The following is a 17,996-nucleotide window of genomic DNA, read 5'->3' as shown; positions in this document are numbered from 1 at the left end:
CGATCGCGGTGTTCGTGTTCGTGCTGCCGGGCTTCTACATGCTCCAGCCCAATCAGGCCGCCGCGATCACGCTGTTCGGCAGCTACAAGGGCACCGATCGGACGGCGGGGCTGCGCTGGGTGCTGCCTTGGCTGATCCGGCGCAAGGTGTCGGTCCGCGCGAACAACGTCATCTCCGACCGGATCAAGGTCAACGACCTGCGCGGCAACCCGATCGAGATGGCGGCACAGGTGGTGTGGCGCGTCACCGACACCGCGCAGGCGCTGTTCGACGTCGACGACTATCGCGCCTTCGTGATGGTGCAGGTCGAGGCGGCGGTGCGGACGATCGGCTCGCGCTATCCCTACGACGATTTCGAGCATCAGGAGGTGACGCTGCGCGGCAACCACGATCAGGTCGGCGCGGAGCTGCGCGCGGAACTGATCGCGCGGCTGTCGGTCAGCGGCATCACCGTCGACGAATGCGGCTTCACGCACCTGGCCTATGCGCAGGAGATCGCGGGCGCGATGCTGCGGCGGCAACAGGCGCAGGCGGTGGTCGCGGCGCGCACCACGCTGGTCGAGGGCGCGGTCGGCATGGTCGAGATGGCGCTGGCGCAGCTGTCGGCGAAGAACGTCGTCGAGCTGGACGACGAGCGCCGCGCGGCGATGGTCTCCAACCTGATGGTCGTGCTGTGCGGCGAGCGCGACACGCAGCCGGTCGTCAACGCGGGCTCGCTGTACCAATAGCGTGTCGGCGAAGAAGGCCTTCCCGCTCCGCCTCGATCCGGCGCTCCATGCCGCGATCGAGCGCGCGGCGGCGTGCGACCTCCGCAGCGTCAATGCGGAGATCGAATGCCTGCTGCGCGAGGCGCTGGCGCGGCGGGGGATCAAGCTGGACGATCCCGTGCCGGTGAAGCGCGGTCGGCCGCCAGGGGAGGCATGACTTCCCCTTCCTTCCGGGGCGAGGGAACAGGCTCAACCCAGCGCCGCGTCCAGCAGCTTCGCCAACCGCAACCCGCCGCGCTCCACCTCTAGCCGCGCGACCGGCACCAGCCGCGCGATCGTCGCCTCGTCCAGCGTCACCCGCGCCGGGCTGGGCGCACACGGATCGCCGCCGAGCGCGCTGGCATAGACGACGTCGTGCGACACCTGCCACGCCTCGCGGCTCCAGTCGGTCACCGTCCCTGTCGCGATCCGGCGGCGCTCGGCGGCGGGATAACGGCGGACCAGCGACGGCCCGCTGGTGATCGCGCGCTCCGCCAGCGGCCCATCCCAGATCGAATGCAGGTTGAAGCGGCTCGGCGCATAGATGCCATAGGCAGCGGCGATCTTGTTGCCGCCCTGATCGTCCTTTTCGCCCGCGTGCAGCGGCTGATGCAGGTCGCCGACGAAGTGGAGCAGAAAGGCGAGCGCCTGCACCCGGTCGTGACGCGAGGTGCCCGGCGCGCGCAACAGCGCCACGTCGCGCTCGATCTGCGCGGAGACGCAGTTGCCGTCCTTGCAGGCCGGGACGAGGTCGAACGGCCGGCAGATGTTCACGTCCTGAAAGTGCCAGCTATAGGCGAAGCCAAAGCGCGATTCCCCGGCCGCGTCCTTCAGCGGCTTGACGCAATCCGCCCACACCGCCGCGTCGGCGGGCGTCCCGGCGGGGCATGCCGGGGTCGCCAGCAACGCCTGATCGGCGAGGATGCGCCGCACCGCGCGCGCCGTGCGCGGCGACACATTCGCCATCGCGATCCGCGCAATGGTCTGATGGCCGTATTCCCAATAGGCCGGCGCGGGCGAGGCGACGGTGAGGGCAACGGCGGCGAGGGCGGCGGCGAGGAGGAAGCGCATCGCCGCGCCCTACGCTCGACGCCTTCGCCACGAAAGCGCGGAAATCGAAGGGATTACCCCTCGTCCCCGTAAAGCGCGACGCGGGTCGCGCCGTCGCTCGTCCTGATCGCGCGGTTCATCCCCGGCGTCGTGAACCGCCACGCCGCCTCGCCGTCCCTGCCGACCACGATCACCCCGCCGGTGCCGCCCAGTTCCGTCACCTCCGCCAGCACCGCGTCGATCGCGACCGCCGGCGCTTCGCCCAGCAACCGCACGCGCGCGTCGATGGCGTGGGCGACGCCGACGCGCAGGAAGAACTCGCCCGCGCCGGTGCACGACACCGCGCAGCCCCGGTCGTCGGCCCAGGTGCCCGCGCCGATCACCGGCGAGTCGCCGACCCGACCCCAGCGCTTGCCCGTCACCCCGCCGGTGGAGGTCGCCGCCGCGACATGCCCGTCCGCATCGCGCGCCACCGCCCCGACGGTGCCGTATTTCATGTCGACGTCATAGGCGTCGGCGCCGCGCGCCAGCAGCTCGGCCAGATTGGCGCGGCGTTCGTCGGTGACGAACCATCCGTTGTCCACCTGCGCGCAGCCGCTCTCGCGCGAAAAGGCGTCGGCGCCGATGCCCGCGAGGAAGACGTGCGGGCTCCGCTCCATCACCGCGCGCGCCAGTGCCACCGGCGAGCGGGTGAAGCTGACCCGCGCCACCGCGCCGGCGGCCTTCGCGCGGCCGTCCATCACCGCCGCGTCCAGCTCCGCCGTCCCGCTCGCGGTCAGCGCCGCGCCGCGACCGGCGTTGAAGTGCGGATCGTCCTCCAGCACCCGCACCGCCGCCTCCACCGCGTCCAGCGCCCCACCACCGTCCGCCAGCACCGCGCCGCCCGCGTCGAGCGCCACCCCCAGCGCCGCACGCACCGCCGCGTCGGCTTCGGGCGAGGTTCGCGCCCGCTCGATACGGCCCGCGCCGCCATGAATCATCAGGGTCCAGCTCATCCGCCGCCCGCTACCCGACCGCGGCGGCTCAACACAATCGAAACACCTTCGGGTCATGACAGGCCCGTGGAGGGTTCGATGATCGGCACCGCATTGTCCGTCGGCGTGGCGACGCAGCCCGATCCGGTCGACTCGATCCTCGACGCGGTCCGTGTCCATTTCGGCGTGGAGATCGCCTTCGCCGCGCGCTACGTCGGCGACCGGCGCCAGTTCACGCATATCCGCACCGAGCTGCCGGTGCCGCACCGGCCCGGCGACAGCGAGCCGAACGAAGACACCTATTGCTGGCACGTCCTCCAGGGCAATCTGCCCGAGTTGATCCAGGACGCGGCCGACTTCCCGCTGGCGCAGACGCTGCCGATCACCAACGCGCTCCCGGTCGGCTGCCATATGGACGTGCCGATCCGGCTGAAGGACGGCAGCGTCTATGGCAGCTTCTGCTGTCTCAGCCGCGCCGCCGACCGTTCGCTCACCGGCCGCGACCTCGCCGCGCTGCACGCGTTCGCGGCGCTGGCGGCGGTGCAGATCGAGGGCGATCTCGATCGCGCGCGCGGTCGCGCCACGGTGATCGACCGGATCGAGGCGGCGGTCGCGGGCGGCCAGCCCGCGATCCTGCTCCAGCCGGTCTATCGGCTGAGCGACGGTGCGCCGGTCGGGGTGGAGGCGCTCGCCCGCTTCGCCGACGCGTCGGAGCGGCCGCCGTCCGACTGGTTTTGAGGAAGCGGGCGTTGCCGGCCTGGGCGAGGTGCTGGAGCTCGCGGCGGTGCGCGCGGCGCTGCTGACGCTGCCCTATGTACCGGCGCCCCATCACCTCGGCATCAACGTCTCGCCGGCGGTGGCGGTGTCACCGGCGCTCCATGCGCTCCTGCTGGCCGTCCCGGCGGGCCGCGTGGTGCTGGAGATCACCGAGCACGAGGCGGTGGCCGACTGCCGCGCGCTGCGCGCCGCGCTGGCGCCGCTCGACGGCCATGTCCGCCTCGCGATCGACGACGTCGGCGCGGGCTATGCCGGCCTGCGCCACATTCTCGAGCTCCGGCCCGACATCCTGAAGCTGGACATCGGCCTCGTCCGCGACGTCGATCGGGACCCCGCCCGCCGCGCGCTGATCGAGGCGATGGTGAGCTTCGCCCGCCACCTCGGCGCACAGATCGTCGCGGAAGGCGTCGAGCGCGAGGAGGAGCGCGCGACGCTGGCGGCGCTGGGAGTCGATCATGTGCAGGGCTGGCTGTTCAGCCGCGCGCTGCCCCCCGTCGCCGCGAGCCGGGTGCTGCTCGGCACCACGATGGCGGGTCAGGAACCGATGGCGGTGCGTCTGGTGGCCTGACGCGCTTCCTTCGCGCACCGAGCGGGCCTATATCGGGCTACATGTCCATCCGTCCCTGGCGCGATATCGCGCGGCGCCCTTCGCGGCAGATCATGGTCGGCAACGTGCCGGTCGGCGGCGACGCGCCGGTGACGGTGCAGACCATGACCAACACGCCCACCAGCGATCCGCGTGCCACGATCGACCAGATCCGCCGTTGCGAGGACGCGGGCGTCGACATCATCCGCGTCTCGTGCCCCGACGTCGAGTCGACCGCCGCGCTGAAGCAGATCGTCCGCGCCGCGCGCGTGCCGATCGTCGCGGACATCCACTTCCACTACAAACGCGCGCTGGAGGCGGCGGACGCGGGGGCGGCGTGCCTGCGGATCAACCCCGGCAACATCGGCTCGGCGTCGCGGGTCAAGGAAGTCGTCGACGCCGCCAAGGCGAACGGCTGCGCGATCCGCATCGGCGTCAACGGCGGCTCCCTGGAGCGCCACCTGCTGGAGAAATATGGCGAGCCCTGCCCGGACGCACTGGTCGAGTCGGCGCTCGACCACATCAAGCTGTTGCAGGATCACGATTTCCACGAGTTCAAGGTCGCGGTGAAGGCGTCCGACCTGTTCCTCGCGGTCGCCGCCTATCAACAGCTCGCCGAGCAGGTCGACTGCCCGCTGCATCTCGGCATCACCGAGGCGGGCGGGTTCGTCGGCGGCACGGTCAAGAGCGCGATCGGGATCGGCTCGCTGCTTTGGTACGGCATCGGCGACACCATCCGCGTCTCGCTGTCCGCCGAGCCGGAGGAGGAAGTCCGCGTCGGGTTCGAGATCCTCAAGGCGCTGGGCATCCGCAACCGCGGCGTCCGCGTGGTGTCGTGCCCGTCGTGCGCGCGCCAGGGCTTCGACGTCATCCGCACCGTCCAGGCGCTGGAGGAGCGGCTCCAGCACATCCGCACGCCGATGTCGCTGTCGGTGCTGGGCTGCGTCGTCAACGGCCCCGGCGAAGCGCGCGAGACCGACATCGGCATCACCGGCGGCGGTAACGGCAAGCACATGGTCTATCTCTCGGGCGTCACCGACCACCATGTCCAGGACGAAGGGATGATCGACCACATCGTGCGGCTGGTCGAGAGCAAGGCGGCGGAGATCGACGCGGCGGATGCGGCGCGGGAGGTAGTGGCGGCGTAGGTCCTGTGCTATCGCTCAGGACCTGGGAGCGCCGACATGACCTATCATGCAAAAGTGATCGCCGGTGGCAAGATCGTGATCCCGGCCGACCTGCGGCGTGAGTTCGGGATCAGGGACGGCGATACGCTCGTCGTCGCCCGTGACCCCGATGGCGGTTTGTCGGTCAAGACCTTCGAGCAGGTAGTGCGCGAGACCCAGCGCGAGGCGCGGGCGATCTTCGGTCCCGACTACACCGTCGAACAGTTCGTTCGGGAGAATCGGGCGGATTGGGGCGACGAGGGATGACGGCGGTCATCGACGCGGCGGCGGCGATGGCGCTCATGCTGGGCGAGCGCGGTGCCGAGATGGTTGCCGGCGTCATCAAGGGCAGCTCGATGACCGCGATCAACGTCTCTGAATGTTGTTCACGGGGCGTGGAGCGTGGTGCGAGCGTCGAGGCCGTGCTGTCGATCCTGCGCCGGTACGAGGTGCAGGTGGTCGCGTTCGATCTCGAAATGGCGCTTGAGGCGGCGAGACTTCGGGAGTCGAGCAGGTCCGCAGGGGCCGGGATCGGCGACCGTGCGTGTCTGGCGCTGGCGCGGCGGCGCTCGCTACCGCTCTACACCGCCGACAAACGTCTGTCCGACATCGCCGATGCCGTCGGAGTGGACGTGCGGCAAATCCGTTGACCTCCGCCGTCGCGCCGGCGCCGACGCGCGCGTTCGCCGTCGCCTGCGTCGGCATCGCGATCTTCTGCTGCATGGACGCGCTGATGAAGGGGCTGGGCCTCGCGCTCGGCGCCTACAGCGCCTTGTTGTGGCGGACGCTGGTCGGGGTCGGGGTGACGGGACTGCTCTGGTTCACGGCGCGGGCGCCCTGGCCCACTCCCGCGCTGTTGCGGCTGCACGTCGGGCGCGGTGTCGTGGTCGCCGCGATGGCGGTGCTGTGGTTCCATGCGATCACGCTGGTGCCGCTGGCGGAGGCGGTCGCGATCTCGTTCTTCGCGCCGCTGCTGGCGATCTGGCTGGCGGGACTGTTCCTCCACGAGGCGGTGAACGCGCGTGCGGTGGCGGGATCGTGCCTGGGGCTGGCGGGGGTCGCCGCGATCGTCGCCGGGCGGCTCGACGCGCCGCACGGCCCGCGCGTCGTCGAGGGGATCGCGGCGGTGATCGCGTCGGCATTGCTCTACGCGATCAACCTCGTGCTGCAACGGCACCAGGCGCAGCAGGCCAGCCCGCGCGAGATCGCGTTTTTCCAGACGCTGACCGTGTTCGCGTTGCTGCTGCCGTTCGCGCCGTGGGCGGCGGTGGCGCCCGTCACCGCGCAATGGCCGCTGCTCGCGGCGGCGGCGCTGTTCTCCACCGTGTCGCTCTTGATGCTCTCCTGGGCCTATGCGCGCGCGCAGGCGCAGCAGCTGGTCGCGACCGAATATACCGGCTTCGTCTGGCTGTCGCTGCTCGGCTGGTGGTTCTTCGACGAGGCGCTGACGCCCGCGACGGTGGCGGGCGCGGTGCTGATCGTCGGTGGTTGCCTGCTCGCGATCCGACGGCCGGCGCGGCTGCCGCAGGAGGCGCTATTGTGATTCGTCCTGCCACGCCCGCCGACGTGCCGACGATCCTTCGCTTCGTCCGCGACCTTGCCGCGTTCGAGCGCGAGCCCGACGCGGTCGAGGCCACGGAGGCGATGCTGCATGAGGCGCTGTTCGGCGCGCACCCGGCGGCGGAGGCCGTCATCGCGGAGAAAGGCGAGCCGCTCGGCTTTGCGCTGTTCTTCCACAACTTTTCGACCTGGACCGGCCGGCGCGGGCTGTATCTGGAGGATCTGTACGTCACCCCGGCGGCACGCGGGCGCGGCGTCGGCGCGGCGCTGCTGCGCCACCTGGCGCGCCTTGCGGTCGAGCGGGATTGTGCGCGGTTCGAATGGTCGGTGCTCGACTGGAACGTCGATGCCGTGAACTTCTATCGGGCGCTGGGGGCGGTCGGGATGGACGAGTGGACGGTGCAGCGGGTCAGTGGCGACGCGCTCCGGAAACTGGCGAAGGAGCGGGGCTGATGGCGGTGGACGAAGGCTTAGTCGCGTGGGTCGAGGAGGCGATGGCCCCGCTCGGCACCGTCACCGGCCGCGCGATGATGGGGGGCAGGACGCTCTATTGCGACGGCACGGTCTTCGCGATCCTCGGCCTCGACGCATTGTGGTTCAAGGCGGACGCGCAGACCGACGCGGAGTGGGACGCGGCCGGGTGCGTGCGGTTCACCTATGAACGCGACGGCGGCACCGCGAGCATGAACTACCGGCGCGCACCCGACGATTGCTACGACGATGCGGACGCGCTCCGGGGTTGGGCCGCACTGGCGCTGGCGGCGGGGCGGCGGGCACCGGCCAGGCGTCGCAAGGCCGGCCACGGAACGCAGGCGTGACAACGGGCGTCAGTCGCGGCCGGCGACCTCGTCGTGCCGGTGAGGCTCCTCGCCTGCCTTCTTCGCTTCGTTGTAGCGATCGATCGCCTCCAGCGTGATGCGCTTGGCTTCCTCCGCATCGCCCCAGGTGCCGATCCGCACCCACTTCTTCTTCTCCAGATCCTTGTAGTGCGTGAAGAAGTGCTCGATCTGCTCGAACACGATCTCCGGCATATCCCCCCGCTCGCCGACGTTGGAGTAATAGGGAAAGGTCGAATCGACCGGGACGCAGACCAGCTTCTCGTCGCCGCCGGCTTCGTCCTCCAGGTTGAGCACCGCGATCGGCCGCGCCCGCACCACGCAACCGGGGATGAAGGGCGACCGCGCGATCACCAGCGCGTCCAGCGGGTCGCCGTCGGGGCTGAGCGTGTGCGGCACGAAGCCGTAGTTCGCCGGATAGCGCATCGGCGTGTGCAGGATACGGTCCACGAACAGCGCGCCGGACGCCTTGTCGAACTCGTACTTCACCGGCTCGCCGCCGGTCGGCACCTCGATGATGACGTTCAGGTCCTCGGGCGGGTTCTTGCCCGTCGGGATCAGGTCGATACGCATGCTTGGTCCTTTGTTTCGTTCTGGTGCAGCGCGTCGCGCCAACGAGGCGCGACAAACTCACCTCGGCGCGAGCAGGCGGTCCAGCCCCGCGTCGCCCGTGCCGGTCCGCTCCAGGCGCGGGTAGCGGGGGCCGTCGTGATAGTCGACCGCGATCTGCCGCACCCGCTGACCATCCTTGATCGTCAGCTGGATCGGCGCGGTGGTGCCCTTGGCCGCCACGATCGCGGCCTTCAGCCGGTCGCCGGTATAGGCGTCGCCGTTGACCGCCAGCACCGTCACGCCGACCTTGAACCCCGCCTTGAACGCCGGCCCGTTCCAGATCGTCTGCGTGACGACGCTGTCCTTGTCGATCACCAGCCCCAGCGAATAGCTGACGTCGGTCCCCTTGGCGCGCTCCGCGCCGCGATAGGCGAGCGTCGGCTCGGCGGTGTAGACCAGCCGATAGCCGTTCATCGCGAAGCCGTTCACCGGCGCGGGCTTGCCCGTCTCGGTCAGCCGCTGGCGCAGGAACCCGGCCCAGTCATAAGGCTGGATCGCGTTGAGCGTGCTCGCCACGTCGTCGAACGTATAGGTCACCTCGCCCCAGTCGCCGTCGCGGATGCCGAAGAAGGCGCGCGCGAAGTCGTCGATCGATTTCGTACCCCCCGACTGGCGGCGGAGCATGGCGTCGACCTCCATCCACACCATCAGCCCTTCGTTGTAATAATCCTCCGACCGCTGCCAGCTGACCCAACCCTTGGGCCGGCGCATCGAGATGATCGGGTCGTTGGTGGTATCCACCATCGGCCGCCACTCCCGCGCGGGCGCGAGGTCGTAGCTGCCGGCGATCAGCGCATATTGGTCCAGCGTCTCCTGCTTCGACACCAGCCCGCTGCGCGCCTGCAGCACATAGCCCCAGAACTGCGTCTGCCCCTCGTACACCCACAGCAGCGAGTCGCGCATCGGCACCGAAAAGTTGGGCGTCCACAGGTCGGCGCCACGCCGGAACTTGCCGTCCCAGCTATGCGTGTATTCGTGCGGCAGCAGGTTGCGCGCCTGCGCGTTCGCCTCCCACTCGGTGAAATAGCCGGGCTTGGTCCCGTCCTCCGACGAGCGATGATGCTCCAGCCCGATGCCGCCCATCTGGTCGGAGATCGAGAACAGGAAGTGGTAATTGTCGTAATGCTGCGCGCCGAAGGTGCGGACCGCCTGCTCGACCAGCCGCTTGTGCGCGTCGATCTGGGCCGGGTTGGCGTTCAGCTGTTCGGGCGTGTCGGCGACGGTGTCGAGGAAGACGCGCGGGGACAGCTGCCACGACCGCGCATAGCGGCCCGCCATCGCCGGCGAGTCGACCAGCACCTCGTAATTGGTCCGCTGATAGGTGTAGGTCGTGCCCGATCTGGTCGAGGCCAGCCCCGAATAGGCGGTCCAGCCGGCCGGATACTTGACCGTCGCCTGCACCGGGATCTGCCGGGTGTAATAGCCCGCCGGATAGAGGCTCATCGAGTTCCATTGCAGTCGCAGGATATTGGGCGACATCACGATCGAGCCCTGGTCCGCCTTTACCGAGGACAGGAACTGCAGGTCGATGTCGAGCCGCCGCGCACCCGTCGGCACGTCGATATGGAACGCGAAGACGTCGACCGGATCGCGCGTCCACCGCAGCTCGCGCCCGCCGGCGCGGATGTGCAGCCCGGCCAGCTTCTCCAGCTCGCCGCGTGGCGAATGGCCGCCGGGCATCCATTTCGGGAACAGCAGCACCATGGGTCCGGCGCGGGCGACCGGGATCTGCTCGTGCGTGACGAAGATGCCCTGGTCGGTGTTGGTGGCGTCGATGTCGAGCTGGATCGTGCCGGGATAGGGCACGTCGCGCGGCGCGGGGATCGTATCGACGACCGGCACCGGCTGCGGCGCCGAGTTGCCGGCGGGCACCTGCGAGACGGCGGCGGTGGAGAGGAGCAGGGTAGCGAGGACGGGGAGGCGCATCGGGCACTTTCGCGAGGGGTTACCGCGCGTTAGGCGCGGGCACCGCCGGGCGTCCAGCGCTATCCACCGCTGCCGAGCACGTTGATCGAAAAGGCGAGCACGCCCAGGTTGAAGACGAACGCGGCGAGGCAATGCCCGATCACCACCCGCCGCACCGCGCGCGCGGTGATATCGACGTCGGAGGTCTGGAACGTCATCCCCAGCGTGAAGCTGAAATAGACGAAGTCCCAGTAATCGGGCTCGTCGCAATGCGGGAACTCCAGCCCCTTGTCGTCGCCCGGCCGGCCGTTGTCGTCGCCGTAATAGAGGTGTGCGTAGTGGAGCGCGTAGACGGTGTTGGAGAACAGCCACGCCAGCGCCAGCGTCGCGACGACCAGCGCGGTCGCGGCATGGTCGGACTTGCTCTGCACCTCCTTGAACACCGCCACCAGGACGACCAGCGAGGTGACGCCCGTGATCGCGAGCAGGACGCCGCGATTGGCGTCGTTGCCCTTGGCACGTTCGCGCATCTGGTGCGCCTCGCCCTGGCCGAGCAGCGGCGCCAGCGACAGCAGGAACGCGGCGGCGGCGATGTCGAACCCGGCCAGCACGCCGCGCCCGAGCCCCATCGGCCCCGCCAGCGCGGCGCTCGCGCCCGCGAACAGCAGGCAGAAGATGATGAAGCGCGGCGGCGCAATGGTGCGGCCCAGTCTTTCCAGCATGGCCGCGACGATACCGCGCATCCGGGTCCGCGCCTAGCGTCCACCCTCGTCATCCCGGCCCTGAGCGGGGTCCCGCTTCTTCTTCCGATCCCTACAGCAGCCGATCCTGCGCCTTTTCCTCCAGCGCCGCCTTGCGGAACGAGAGGTTGGCTTCGACCAGCGGAATGTCCGGTCGCTTGCCCGCGAACAGCTCGGCCAGCGTGATGATCTGCAACCGCGCATGGCTGCGGCCGGTCTGTTCGGCGGTGAAGCGGCCCACCGCCGCCGCCTCGCGTTCCATGACGCTGGTCGGCATCGCGGCGGTGATGAACACGCCGATCGGTGCCTTCTCGCGCTCCATCGCGGAATGGAGATCGCGGATCATCTGCACGCCGACATTGGCGCCGCCCTTGACCGAGACGATCGCCTTTTCGGTGCGTTTGCCGTCGGGCTTGAAATAGATCACGCCGTCGACGCCGCCGTCCGCGCCCTTCTTCTTGCCGCCGTACGGCATCGCGTCGACCATCGACACCGCCCACCACTGGAACTGGTATTTGTCGCGTGCGGCCAGGTCCTGCGCGCTGGCGAGGTCCTTGGGCGTGCCCTCGACGGTGAAGCCGACGCCGGGGAACGCATCGCGCAACCGTTTCTCGATCAGGCTGATCGCGAGGTGCGTCACGTCGATCCCTACCCACTGGCGGCCCAGCTTCTGCGCGGCATGGACGGCGGTGCCGCAGCCGCAGAACGGGTCGAGCACGACGTCGCCGGGATTGGACGACGCGGCGACGATGCGTTCGAGCAGCGCCAGCGGCTTCTGGGTGGGATAGCCGAGCGCCTCGCGACCGGCAGCGTTCAAGGGGTTGATGTCCGTCCACACGTTCGTGACGATCGAACCCTGCTGCTCGTCCAGATAGCGCTTGAGCGCGATCCGTTTGCTCAGGTCGGGGTCACCGGACGCCGTGGTAGGGTAATGCAGACGGCCCTCGTCATGCAGGCGCTGCATCGTCGCGCGTTCGTAGCGCCAACCCTTCGCCGGATAGGAGTAGCCCTGCCACTCATACATCAGGTTGGGACGCGGGTTGGGGCTCGCCGCATCGCCGAGCCGATACTGGCCGCGTCCGTCCAGATCGTCATGACGATAGAATTTCGACACATAGTCCGGGTCATGCGGTGCGTAGACCGGCGCGAACCTAGCCTCTGGGGAGCGCGCGTAGAAGAGGATCGTATCGCTTACGTCGGCAAACTTGTGGCGCGCGTCGCTATGGGCGCTCTGCCGCTTCCAGATGATCTCGTTCCTGTAGAGCCGCGGCCCGAATACCCCGTCGAGCAGCAGCTTGAGATAATGCGACGCGGTCGGGTCGCAGTGGAGATAGAGGCTGCCCGTCGGCTTCAGCACACGGTGCAGTTCCAGCAGCCGCACCGCCATCATCGCCAGATACGCCATCATGTCGTTCTCGCCCAGGAACGCGCGCATCGCGTTCAACAGGTCGAACGCCTTGGTGTTGCCCGACCGCGCGACCTGATCGAAGGCGTCCTCGGCGGTGTCGTTCCAGTGCCAGCTGTCCTCGAACGCCTCGATCTGCGCGTCCGCGCCGACACCGGTCGGCGAGCGGAAGAGGATGTTGTAGGTCGCGTTCGAATTGAACGGCGGGTCGAGATAGACGAGGTCCACCGATGCATCGGCGATCTGCTCGCGCAGCACGGCAAGATTGTCGCCGTAGTAGAGGCGGTTGCCGGGGTGGTTGGGCTGCATCGGCAGCTTGAATCACCGATCGTGAGGCACGGGAATCCGCCTGCAGCCGTTGCGGCTCTATCTCTCGCCAAGTGATTCTACGGACTCCGAAAAGCTTGCATCCGTTTTGGAGGAGTCGAGGTCCGACCCGACCATCTTTCGTCATCCCCGCGAAAGCGGGGACCCAGCTCGTGCCGCCGATGACGGGTCCCCGCTTTCGCGGGGATGACGGGGACGGCGCGGAACCGCTGAACCGCGGAGCCGCGGCCCGTCGCCAAAGAAAAGCCCCGCTGCGGGAAACCGCGGCGGGGCCAATTTCTGGTACACCGTGACCCTTACCCCCCGCCGTGCGCCGCCAGCGCCGCGAGCAGCAGCAGCGCGACGATGTTGGTGATCTTGATCATCGGGTTGACCGCCGGGCCGGCCGTGTCCTTGTAGGGATCGCCGACCGTGTCGCCGGTCACCGCCGCCTTGTGCGCCTCCGAGCCCTTGCCGCCGTGGTTGCCGTCCTCGATATACTTCTTGGCATTGTCCCACGCGCCGCCGCCGCTCGTCATCGAGATCGCGACGAACAGCCCCGACACGATCACGCCCAGCAGCAGCGCGCCGAGCGCCGCGAAGGCGCTCGCCTGATCCGACACCGCCAGGATGACGAAATATACCACGATCGGCGTCAGCACCGGCAGCAGCGACGGGACGATCATCTCCTTGATCGCGGCCTTGGTGACCAGGTCGACGGTGCGCGCGTAGTTGGGCCGCGCCGTGCCTTCCATGATGCCGGGGTTCTCGCGGAACTGCGCGCGCACGTCCTCGACCACCGAGCCCGCCGCGCGACCGACCGCCGTCATCCCGAACGCGCCGAAGCTGAACGGCAACAGCGCGCCCAGCAGCAGCCCGACGATGACGTAAGGGTTGGACAGCGAGAAGTTCACCGTCACGTCGGGAAAGTAGATGCCGAGATCGGTCGTGTAGGCGCCGAACAGCACCAGCGCCGCGAGCGCCGCGGAGCCGATCGCATAGCCCTTCGTCACCGCCTTGGTCGTGTTGCCCACCGCGTCGAGCGCGTCGGTGCGGTGGCGCACGTCGTCGGGCAGACCCGCCATCTCGGCGATGCCGCCGGCGTTGTCGGTGACCGGACCGTAGGCGTCCAGCGCCACGACCATCCCCGCCAGCGCCAGCATCGACGTCGCGCCAAAGGCGATGCCGATGATCCCCGCGAACTGATAACAGGCGATCACCGCGATCGAGATCACGATCGTCGGCAGCGCCGGGCTTTCCAGGCTGACCGCGAGACCCTGGATGACGTTGGTGCCATGGCCGGTCTCCGACGCCTTGGCGATGCTGCGCACCGGGCGATAGTTCGTGCCGGTGTAGTATTCGGTGATCCACACCAGTGCGCCGGTGAGCGCCAGCCCGATCATCATGCACCAGAACAGCTTCATGCCGGTAAAGCTGAGCGGCGCGGTGTCGGGACGTGCCGCGACGGTGAGCGAGCCGGTCACGTCGCCGAGCGTGCTCGACCCGCCGATCACCGTGTTCATGTCGCCGAGGACATAGTGCGTCGCCAGATAGATCGCCGGGATCGACAGGATCACCGTGGTCCAGAACCCCTTGTACAGCGCGCCCATGATCGTGCCCTTGCCGAGCCGGACCAGATAGGTGCCGATGATCGAGGTGACGATGCACACGCCGCCGACGACCAGCGGCAGCGTCATCAGCTGGAACAGATGCGTGGCGTTGGGCAGCAGCAGCGCCATCGACGCCATCGTCACGCCGATCGTGACGACATAGGTCTCGAACAGGTCGGCGGCCATGCCCGCACAGTCGCCGACATTGTCGCCGACGTTATCGGCGATGGTGGCGGGGTTGCGGGGATCGTCCTCCGGGATGCCGGCCTCGACCTTGCCGACCAGATCGGCGCCGACGTCGGCCGCCTTGGTGAAGATGCCGCCGCCGAGCCGCGCGAAGATCGAGATCAGCGATGCGCCGAACGCGAGCGCGACCAGCGTGTCGACGATGACGCGGCGATCCGCGCCGACCGCGAGGTCGTAACGGCCATAGGTCAACAACCCCCAGAACATCGCCGAGATCGCGAGCAGGCCGAGCCCCGCGACGAGCATCCCCGTCACCGCGCCCGACCGGAACGCCATCGTCAGCCCGCCCTGCAGCGAGGTCCGCGCGGCCTCGGCGGTGCGGACGTTGGCCTTCACCGACACGTTCATGCCGATGAACCCGGTCGCCCCCGACAGGATCGCACCGAGCGCGAAGCCGGCGGCGGAGATCGGGCCGAGGAAGAAGCCGACCAGCGCCGCGACGACGACGCCGACGATGGCGATCGTGCGGTACTGACGGCCGAGATACGCCTTGGCCCCCTCGGCGATCGCGGCGGCGATGTCCTGCATCTTCGCATCGCCCGGACTGGCGGCGAGAATCTGACGGCTGGTCACGATGCCGTACAGCACGGCGAGCACGCCGCAGAGCATGGCGATGTAGACGGGTGTCATGCGCATCCTTCCCCTGTTTGATGTGCTGCCGGTGTTCCGGTCGCATCTTTGGGCGAAGCTATAGGTCGGGTGACGCCACTGGCAAGCCGTTCGGGTCGGGCGCATGTTCGTAGCCGAGCCGCGCGGGCAACCGCACCGGGCGCGCGCCCTCGCGCAGCGACAGGCCCGTGCCGCGCGTGAAGCTCCCGACCCGCGTCGCGTGGACCGGCGGCGCGACGCCCTCAGGCAGCGCGAACAGCAGCTCGTAATCGTCCCCGGCCGTCGCCGCCGCCAGCCGGTCGAACGCGAAGCCGCGCAACTCGCGAGAGATCGGCACCTGCGACAGGTCCACCGTCACTGCGACGCCGCTCGCCGCCGCCATCCGTTGGGCGTCGATCAGCAGCCCGTCCGACACGTCGCTCATCGCATGGACGACCGGCCCCAGCGCGCGGCCCTCCGCCAGCCGAGGTCGCGGCCGGCGATAGCGCGCCAGCAGCGCGTCCGGCCCCTCGGCGCGGCGCGCGATCGCCAGCCCCGCGCCCGCATCGCCGATCGTGCCGGTCACCCACAACGCATCGCCCGCCCGCGCGCCCGTCCGCGACGGCGCCCGCGCGTCGCGCCCGATCGCCGTCACCGTCAGCACCCGCGCGCTATCGGCCGGCAGCGATACGGTGTCGCCGCCGATCAGTGGGCAATCGAACGCCGCCAGCACCTCGCCCAGCCCCGCGACGAACGCGCGGTCCCACCCGGCCTCGGTCAGCGGATAGTTGAGCAGCACCCCCTCCGGCAGCGCCCCCATCGCCGCGAGGTCCGACAGATTGGCCGCGACCAGCTTCCACGCCACGTCGCCCGCCGCGTCGTCGGGGAGGAAATGCACCCCCTCCACCAGCGTATCGGTGGTGACGACATACGCGCCGACGATCCCCGCATCGTCGCGCAGGTCTCGCGCCCCGCGATGCAGCGGCAGCTCGCGCAGGGCGGCGATGAAGTCGGCTTCGTTCATGGGACGCCACCGCCATAGGCCGTCGCGGCGCCTCGCGACAGATCGGTCGCTAGGTCCGCACCGCCTTGGCGAGGCCATCGAGCAGGCCGTTGACGAACCCCGCCTCGCGCTTGTCGTAAAAGGCGTGGGCGACGTCGACATATTCGCTGATGACCGCGCCCACGGGCACGTCGGCGCGGGCGAGCAGCTCGTAGGTGCCGCAGCGCAGGATCGCCTTCATCGGCTTGTCGAGCCGACCGAGCGTCCAGCCCTTGGCGAGTCGTCCCTCGACCAGAATATCGATCTCGCCGACGCGCGCGGTCGTGCCCTTGACCAGATCGTCGAAGAAATCGACCTCCGCATCGGCATATTCCGCGCCCTCGATCGTCGCGCCGAGGCGGTGGTTGTGGAACTCGTGGAGCAGGGCCGGCACCGGTGTCCGCTCCATCTCATGCTGATAGAGCGCCTGAACGGCGGCGAGCCGCGCGGCGGCGCGGGCGGTAGTGCGGGTCGTTGTACGGGCCATGAAGTCGGGCATGTAGGGCGCGACGGCGCGCGCGTCACCCCGCCGCCAGCCGCAACGCCACGGAGCGCGCGTGCGCGGGCAGGCCCTCCGCCTCCGCCAGCGCCACCGTCGCCGGGCCGAGCGTCGCCAGCGCGGCGGCGTCGAGCTGGAGGAAGCTGGTCCGCTTCATGAAATCGAGCACGCCCAGCCCGCTTGCGAACCGTGCCCGGCGGCCGGTCGGCAGGACGTGGTTCGGCCCCGCGACATAGTCGCCGATCGCCTCGGGCGTGTGACGGCCGAGGAACACGCTGCCGGCGTGGCGGACGCGGTCGAACAGGGCCTGCGGATCGGCGACCGCGAGCTGGAGGTGCTCGGGCGCGAGCCGGTCGACCAGCGGCATCGCATCCGCCAGCGCGTCGACATGGACGATCGCGCCGTTCGCCTCCCACGCCTGCCGCGCGACCGCGCCGGTGGCGAGCGTGCCGAGCTGGCGTTCGACCGCCTGCGCGACCGCCCGACCGTAATCCTCATCGTCGGTGAACAGGATCGACTGCGTGGTCACGTCGTGCTCGGCCTGCGAGAGCAGGTCGGCGGCGGTCCAGTCGGGGTCGTTGGCGGCATCGGCAACGACGACGATCTCGCTCGGCCCCGCCACCATGTCGATGCCGACGACGCCGTAGAGCTGGCGCTTCGCCTCCGCGACCCAGGCGTTGCCGGGGCCGACCACCACGTCGACCGGCGCGATCGGCCCGGCGCCATGGGCCAGCGCCGCCACCGCCTGCGCGCCGCCGATGCGCCACACCTCGTCAACGCCGGCCAGATGCGCGGCGGCGAGGACCAGCGGGTTGACCACGCCGTCCGGGGTCGGCGTCACCATCGCGATCCGTTCGACGCCCGCGACCTTGGCCGGGATGGCGTTCATCAGCAGCGACGACGGATAGGCCGCGCGGCCGCCGGGCACGTACAGTCCCGCCGCGTCCACCGCCCGCCAGCGCGCGCCGAGCCGCACGCCGGCGCCGTCGACCTCGTCGCTGCCGGCCGGCCGTTGCTTCTCGTGATAGGCGCGGATGCGGGTGGCGGCGAGTTCCAGCGCCGCGCGCAGCACCGGGTCCAGCGCGGCGAACGCATCGGCGCACGCCGCCGGCTCGATCCGCCAGCCGGTCTGCGTCAGGTCGTGCCGGTCCAGCGTGAGCGTGTACGCCGCGACCGCCGCCTCGCCGCCGTCCTTCACCGCCCGCACGATCGCCGCGACGTCGCGGGCGACGTCGGCGGAGGACTCGCGGCGCGCATCGACCAGCGCGTCGAAAGCGGCGGCGAAGCCGGGATCGCGGGTGGAGAGGTGCTGCATGTCAGGCTGCCATCTTGGGGATGCGATGCGTCA

Annotated in this window: 20 protein-coding genes; 10 read left to right on the top strand and 10 right to left on the bottom strand. The window is 69.7% G+C overall.

The features are described from left to right. Together ACOFKS_RS11470 and ACOFKS_RS11465 are read left to right on the top strand one after the other, a co-directional pair. The coding region (locus ACOFKS_RS11470) for an SPFH domain-containing protein (protein ID WP_419809379.1) at positions 1-728 on the top strand (728 nt) is incomplete at its 5' end. 1 nt (position 729) lies between these two features. Continuing rightward, positions 730-924 (top strand): toxin-antitoxin system HicB family antitoxin, encoded by a 195-nt coding sequence (locus tag ACOFKS_RS11465; RefSeq protein WP_419809378.1) that lies wholly within the window; start codon positions 730-732, stop codon positions 922-924. Positions 925-956: 32 nt separating this feature from the next. On the opposite strand, the gene ACOFKS_RS11460 is transcribed toward ACOFKS_RS11465, so the two are convergent. Together ACOFKS_RS11460 and ACOFKS_RS11455 are read right to left on the bottom strand one after the other, a co-directional pair. Then, positions 957-1,817, bottom strand: coding sequence for a S1/P1 nuclease (locus ACOFKS_RS11460; RefSeq protein WP_419809377.1), 861 nt, complete (start codon positions 1,815-1,817; stop codon positions 957-959). Positions 1,818-1,870: 53 nt separating this feature from the next. Then, positions 1,871-2,791, bottom strand: coding sequence for an isoaspartyl peptidase/L-asparaginase family protein (locus ACOFKS_RS11455; RefSeq protein ID WP_419809376.1), 921 nt, complete (start codon positions 2,789-2,791; stop codon positions 1,871-1,873). Positions 2,792-2,869: 78 nt separating this feature from the next. On the opposite strand from ACOFKS_RS11455, the gene ACOFKS_RS11450 reads away from it, so the two are divergent. From ACOFKS_RS11450 to ACOFKS_RS11415, 8 genes are read left to right on the top strand one after another with little or no spacing between them, the layout of a single operon-like run. Then, entirely contained in the window at positions 2,870-3,508 is a 639-nt protein-coding gene (locus ACOFKS_RS11450; RefSeq protein ID WP_419809375.1) for a GAF domain-containing protein, read from the top strand. Between the two features lie 28 nt (positions 3,509-3,536). Further along, positions 3,537-4,115: an EAL domain-containing protein gene (locus ACOFKS_RS11445; RefSeq protein ID WP_419809374.1), complete on the top strand. Its 579-nt coding sequence runs from the start codon at positions 3,537-3,539 to the stop codon at positions 4,113-4,115. A gap of 41 nt (positions 4,116-4,156) precedes the next feature. Then, the gene (gene ispG / locus ACOFKS_RS11440; protein WP_419809373.1) at positions 4,157-5,281 is read left to right on the top strand and encodes a flavodoxin-dependent (E)-4-hydroxy-3-methylbut-2-enyl-diphosphate synthase; all 1,125 of its coding nucleotides are present in this window, start codon (positions 4,157-4,159) and stop codon (positions 5,279-5,281) included. A 36-nt stretch (positions 5,282-5,317) separates the two neighbouring features. Continuing rightward, on the top strand, positions 5,318-5,566 hold the full coding sequence (locus ACOFKS_RS11435; RefSeq protein WP_419809372.1) for an AbrB/MazE/SpoVT family DNA-binding domain-containing protein: 249 nt from the start codon (positions 5,318-5,320) through the stop codon (positions 5,564-5,566). Further along, positions 5,563-5,949 carry a PIN domain-containing protein gene (locus tag ACOFKS_RS11430; protein WP_419809371.1) on the top strand — a complete coding sequence of 129 codons (387 nt, stop codon included), beginning with the start codon at positions 5,563-5,565 and terminating at the stop codon, positions 5,947-5,949. The genes ACOFKS_RS11435 and ACOFKS_RS11430 overlap by 4 nt, the downstream gene beginning before the upstream one ends. After that, positions 5,946-6,842, top strand: a complete 897-nt coding sequence (locus ACOFKS_RS11425; RefSeq protein WP_419809370.1) for a DMT family transporter — start codon at positions 5,946-5,948, stop codon at positions 6,840-6,842. The genes ACOFKS_RS11430 and ACOFKS_RS11425 overlap by 4 nt, the downstream gene beginning before the upstream one ends. Then, positions 6,839-7,312: an N-acetyltransferase family protein gene (locus ACOFKS_RS11420; RefSeq protein WP_419809369.1), complete on the top strand. Its 474-nt coding sequence runs from the start codon at positions 6,839-6,841 to the stop codon at positions 7,310-7,312. The genes ACOFKS_RS11425 and ACOFKS_RS11420 overlap by 4 nt, the downstream gene beginning before the upstream one ends. Further along, positions 7,312-7,677, top strand: a complete 366-nt coding sequence (locus ACOFKS_RS11415; RefSeq protein WP_419809368.1) for a TfoX/Sxy family protein — start codon at positions 7,312-7,314, stop codon at positions 7,675-7,677. The genes ACOFKS_RS11420 and ACOFKS_RS11415 overlap by 1 nt, the downstream gene beginning before the upstream one ends. A gap of 9 nt (positions 7,678-7,686) precedes the next feature. Here the strand turns inward: ACOFKS_RS11415 and ppa are convergent, their stop codons facing one another. The 8 genes from ppa to hisD all read right to left on the bottom strand — a co-directional run bounded on the left by ppa (position 7,687) and on the right by hisD (position 17,963). Beyond that, positions 7,687-8,268: an inorganic diphosphatase gene (gene ppa, locus ACOFKS_RS11410; protein WP_419809367.1), complete on the bottom strand. Its 582-nt coding sequence runs from the start codon at positions 8,266-8,268 to the stop codon at positions 7,687-7,689. Positions 8,269-8,325: 57 nt separating this feature from the next. After that, on the bottom strand, positions 8,326-10,233 hold the full coding sequence (locus tag ACOFKS_RS11405) for a M61 family metallopeptidase (RefSeq protein WP_419809366.1): 1,908 nt from the start codon (positions 10,231-10,233) through the stop codon (positions 8,326-8,328). Between the two features lie 59 nt (positions 10,234-10,292). Continuing rightward, positions 10,293-10,934, bottom strand: coding sequence for a DUF1345 domain-containing protein (locus ACOFKS_RS11400; RefSeq protein WP_419809365.1), 642 nt, complete (start codon positions 10,932-10,934; stop codon positions 10,293-10,295). A gap of 91 nt (positions 10,935-11,025) precedes the next feature. Next, positions 11,026-12,666: a DNA methyltransferase gene (locus tag ACOFKS_RS11395; protein ID WP_419809364.1), complete on the bottom strand. Its 1,641-nt coding sequence runs from the start codon at positions 12,664-12,666 to the stop codon at positions 11,026-11,028. Between the two features lie 314 nt (positions 12,667-12,980). Continuing rightward, positions 12,981-15,149, bottom strand: coding sequence for a sodium-translocating pyrophosphatase (locus tag ACOFKS_RS11390; RefSeq protein WP_419809363.1), 2,169 nt, complete (start codon positions 15,147-15,149; stop codon positions 12,981-12,983). 58 nt (positions 15,150-15,207) lie between these two features. Then, on the bottom strand, positions 15,208-16,131 hold the full coding sequence (gene thiL, locus ACOFKS_RS11385) for a thiamine-phosphate kinase (protein WP_419809362.1): 924 nt from the start codon (positions 16,129-16,131) through the stop codon (positions 15,208-15,210). A gap of 49 nt (positions 16,132-16,180) precedes the next feature. Further along, a complete protein-coding gene (gene nusB, locus ACOFKS_RS11380) occupies positions 16,181-16,636 on the bottom strand; it encodes a transcription antitermination factor NusB (protein WP_419809361.1) in 456 nt (151 codons plus the stop codon). A 34-nt stretch (positions 16,637-16,670) separates the two neighbouring features. Next, on the bottom strand, positions 16,671-17,963 hold the full coding sequence (hisD, locus tag ACOFKS_RS11375) for a histidinol dehydrogenase (RefSeq protein ID WP_419809360.1): 1,293 nt from the start codon (positions 17,961-17,963) through the stop codon (positions 16,671-16,673). Between the last annotated feature and the right edge of the window lie 33 nt (positions 17,964-17,996).

The sequence above is a fragment of the Sphingomonas sp. genome (assembly GCF_965200135.1).
Lineage (GTDB): Bacteria > Pseudomonadota > Alphaproteobacteria > Sphingomonadales > Sphingomonadaceae > Sphingomonas.
The sequence above is the reverse complement of the archived record's forward strand: the minus strand, read 5'-3'. Positions and strand labels throughout refer to the sequence as shown.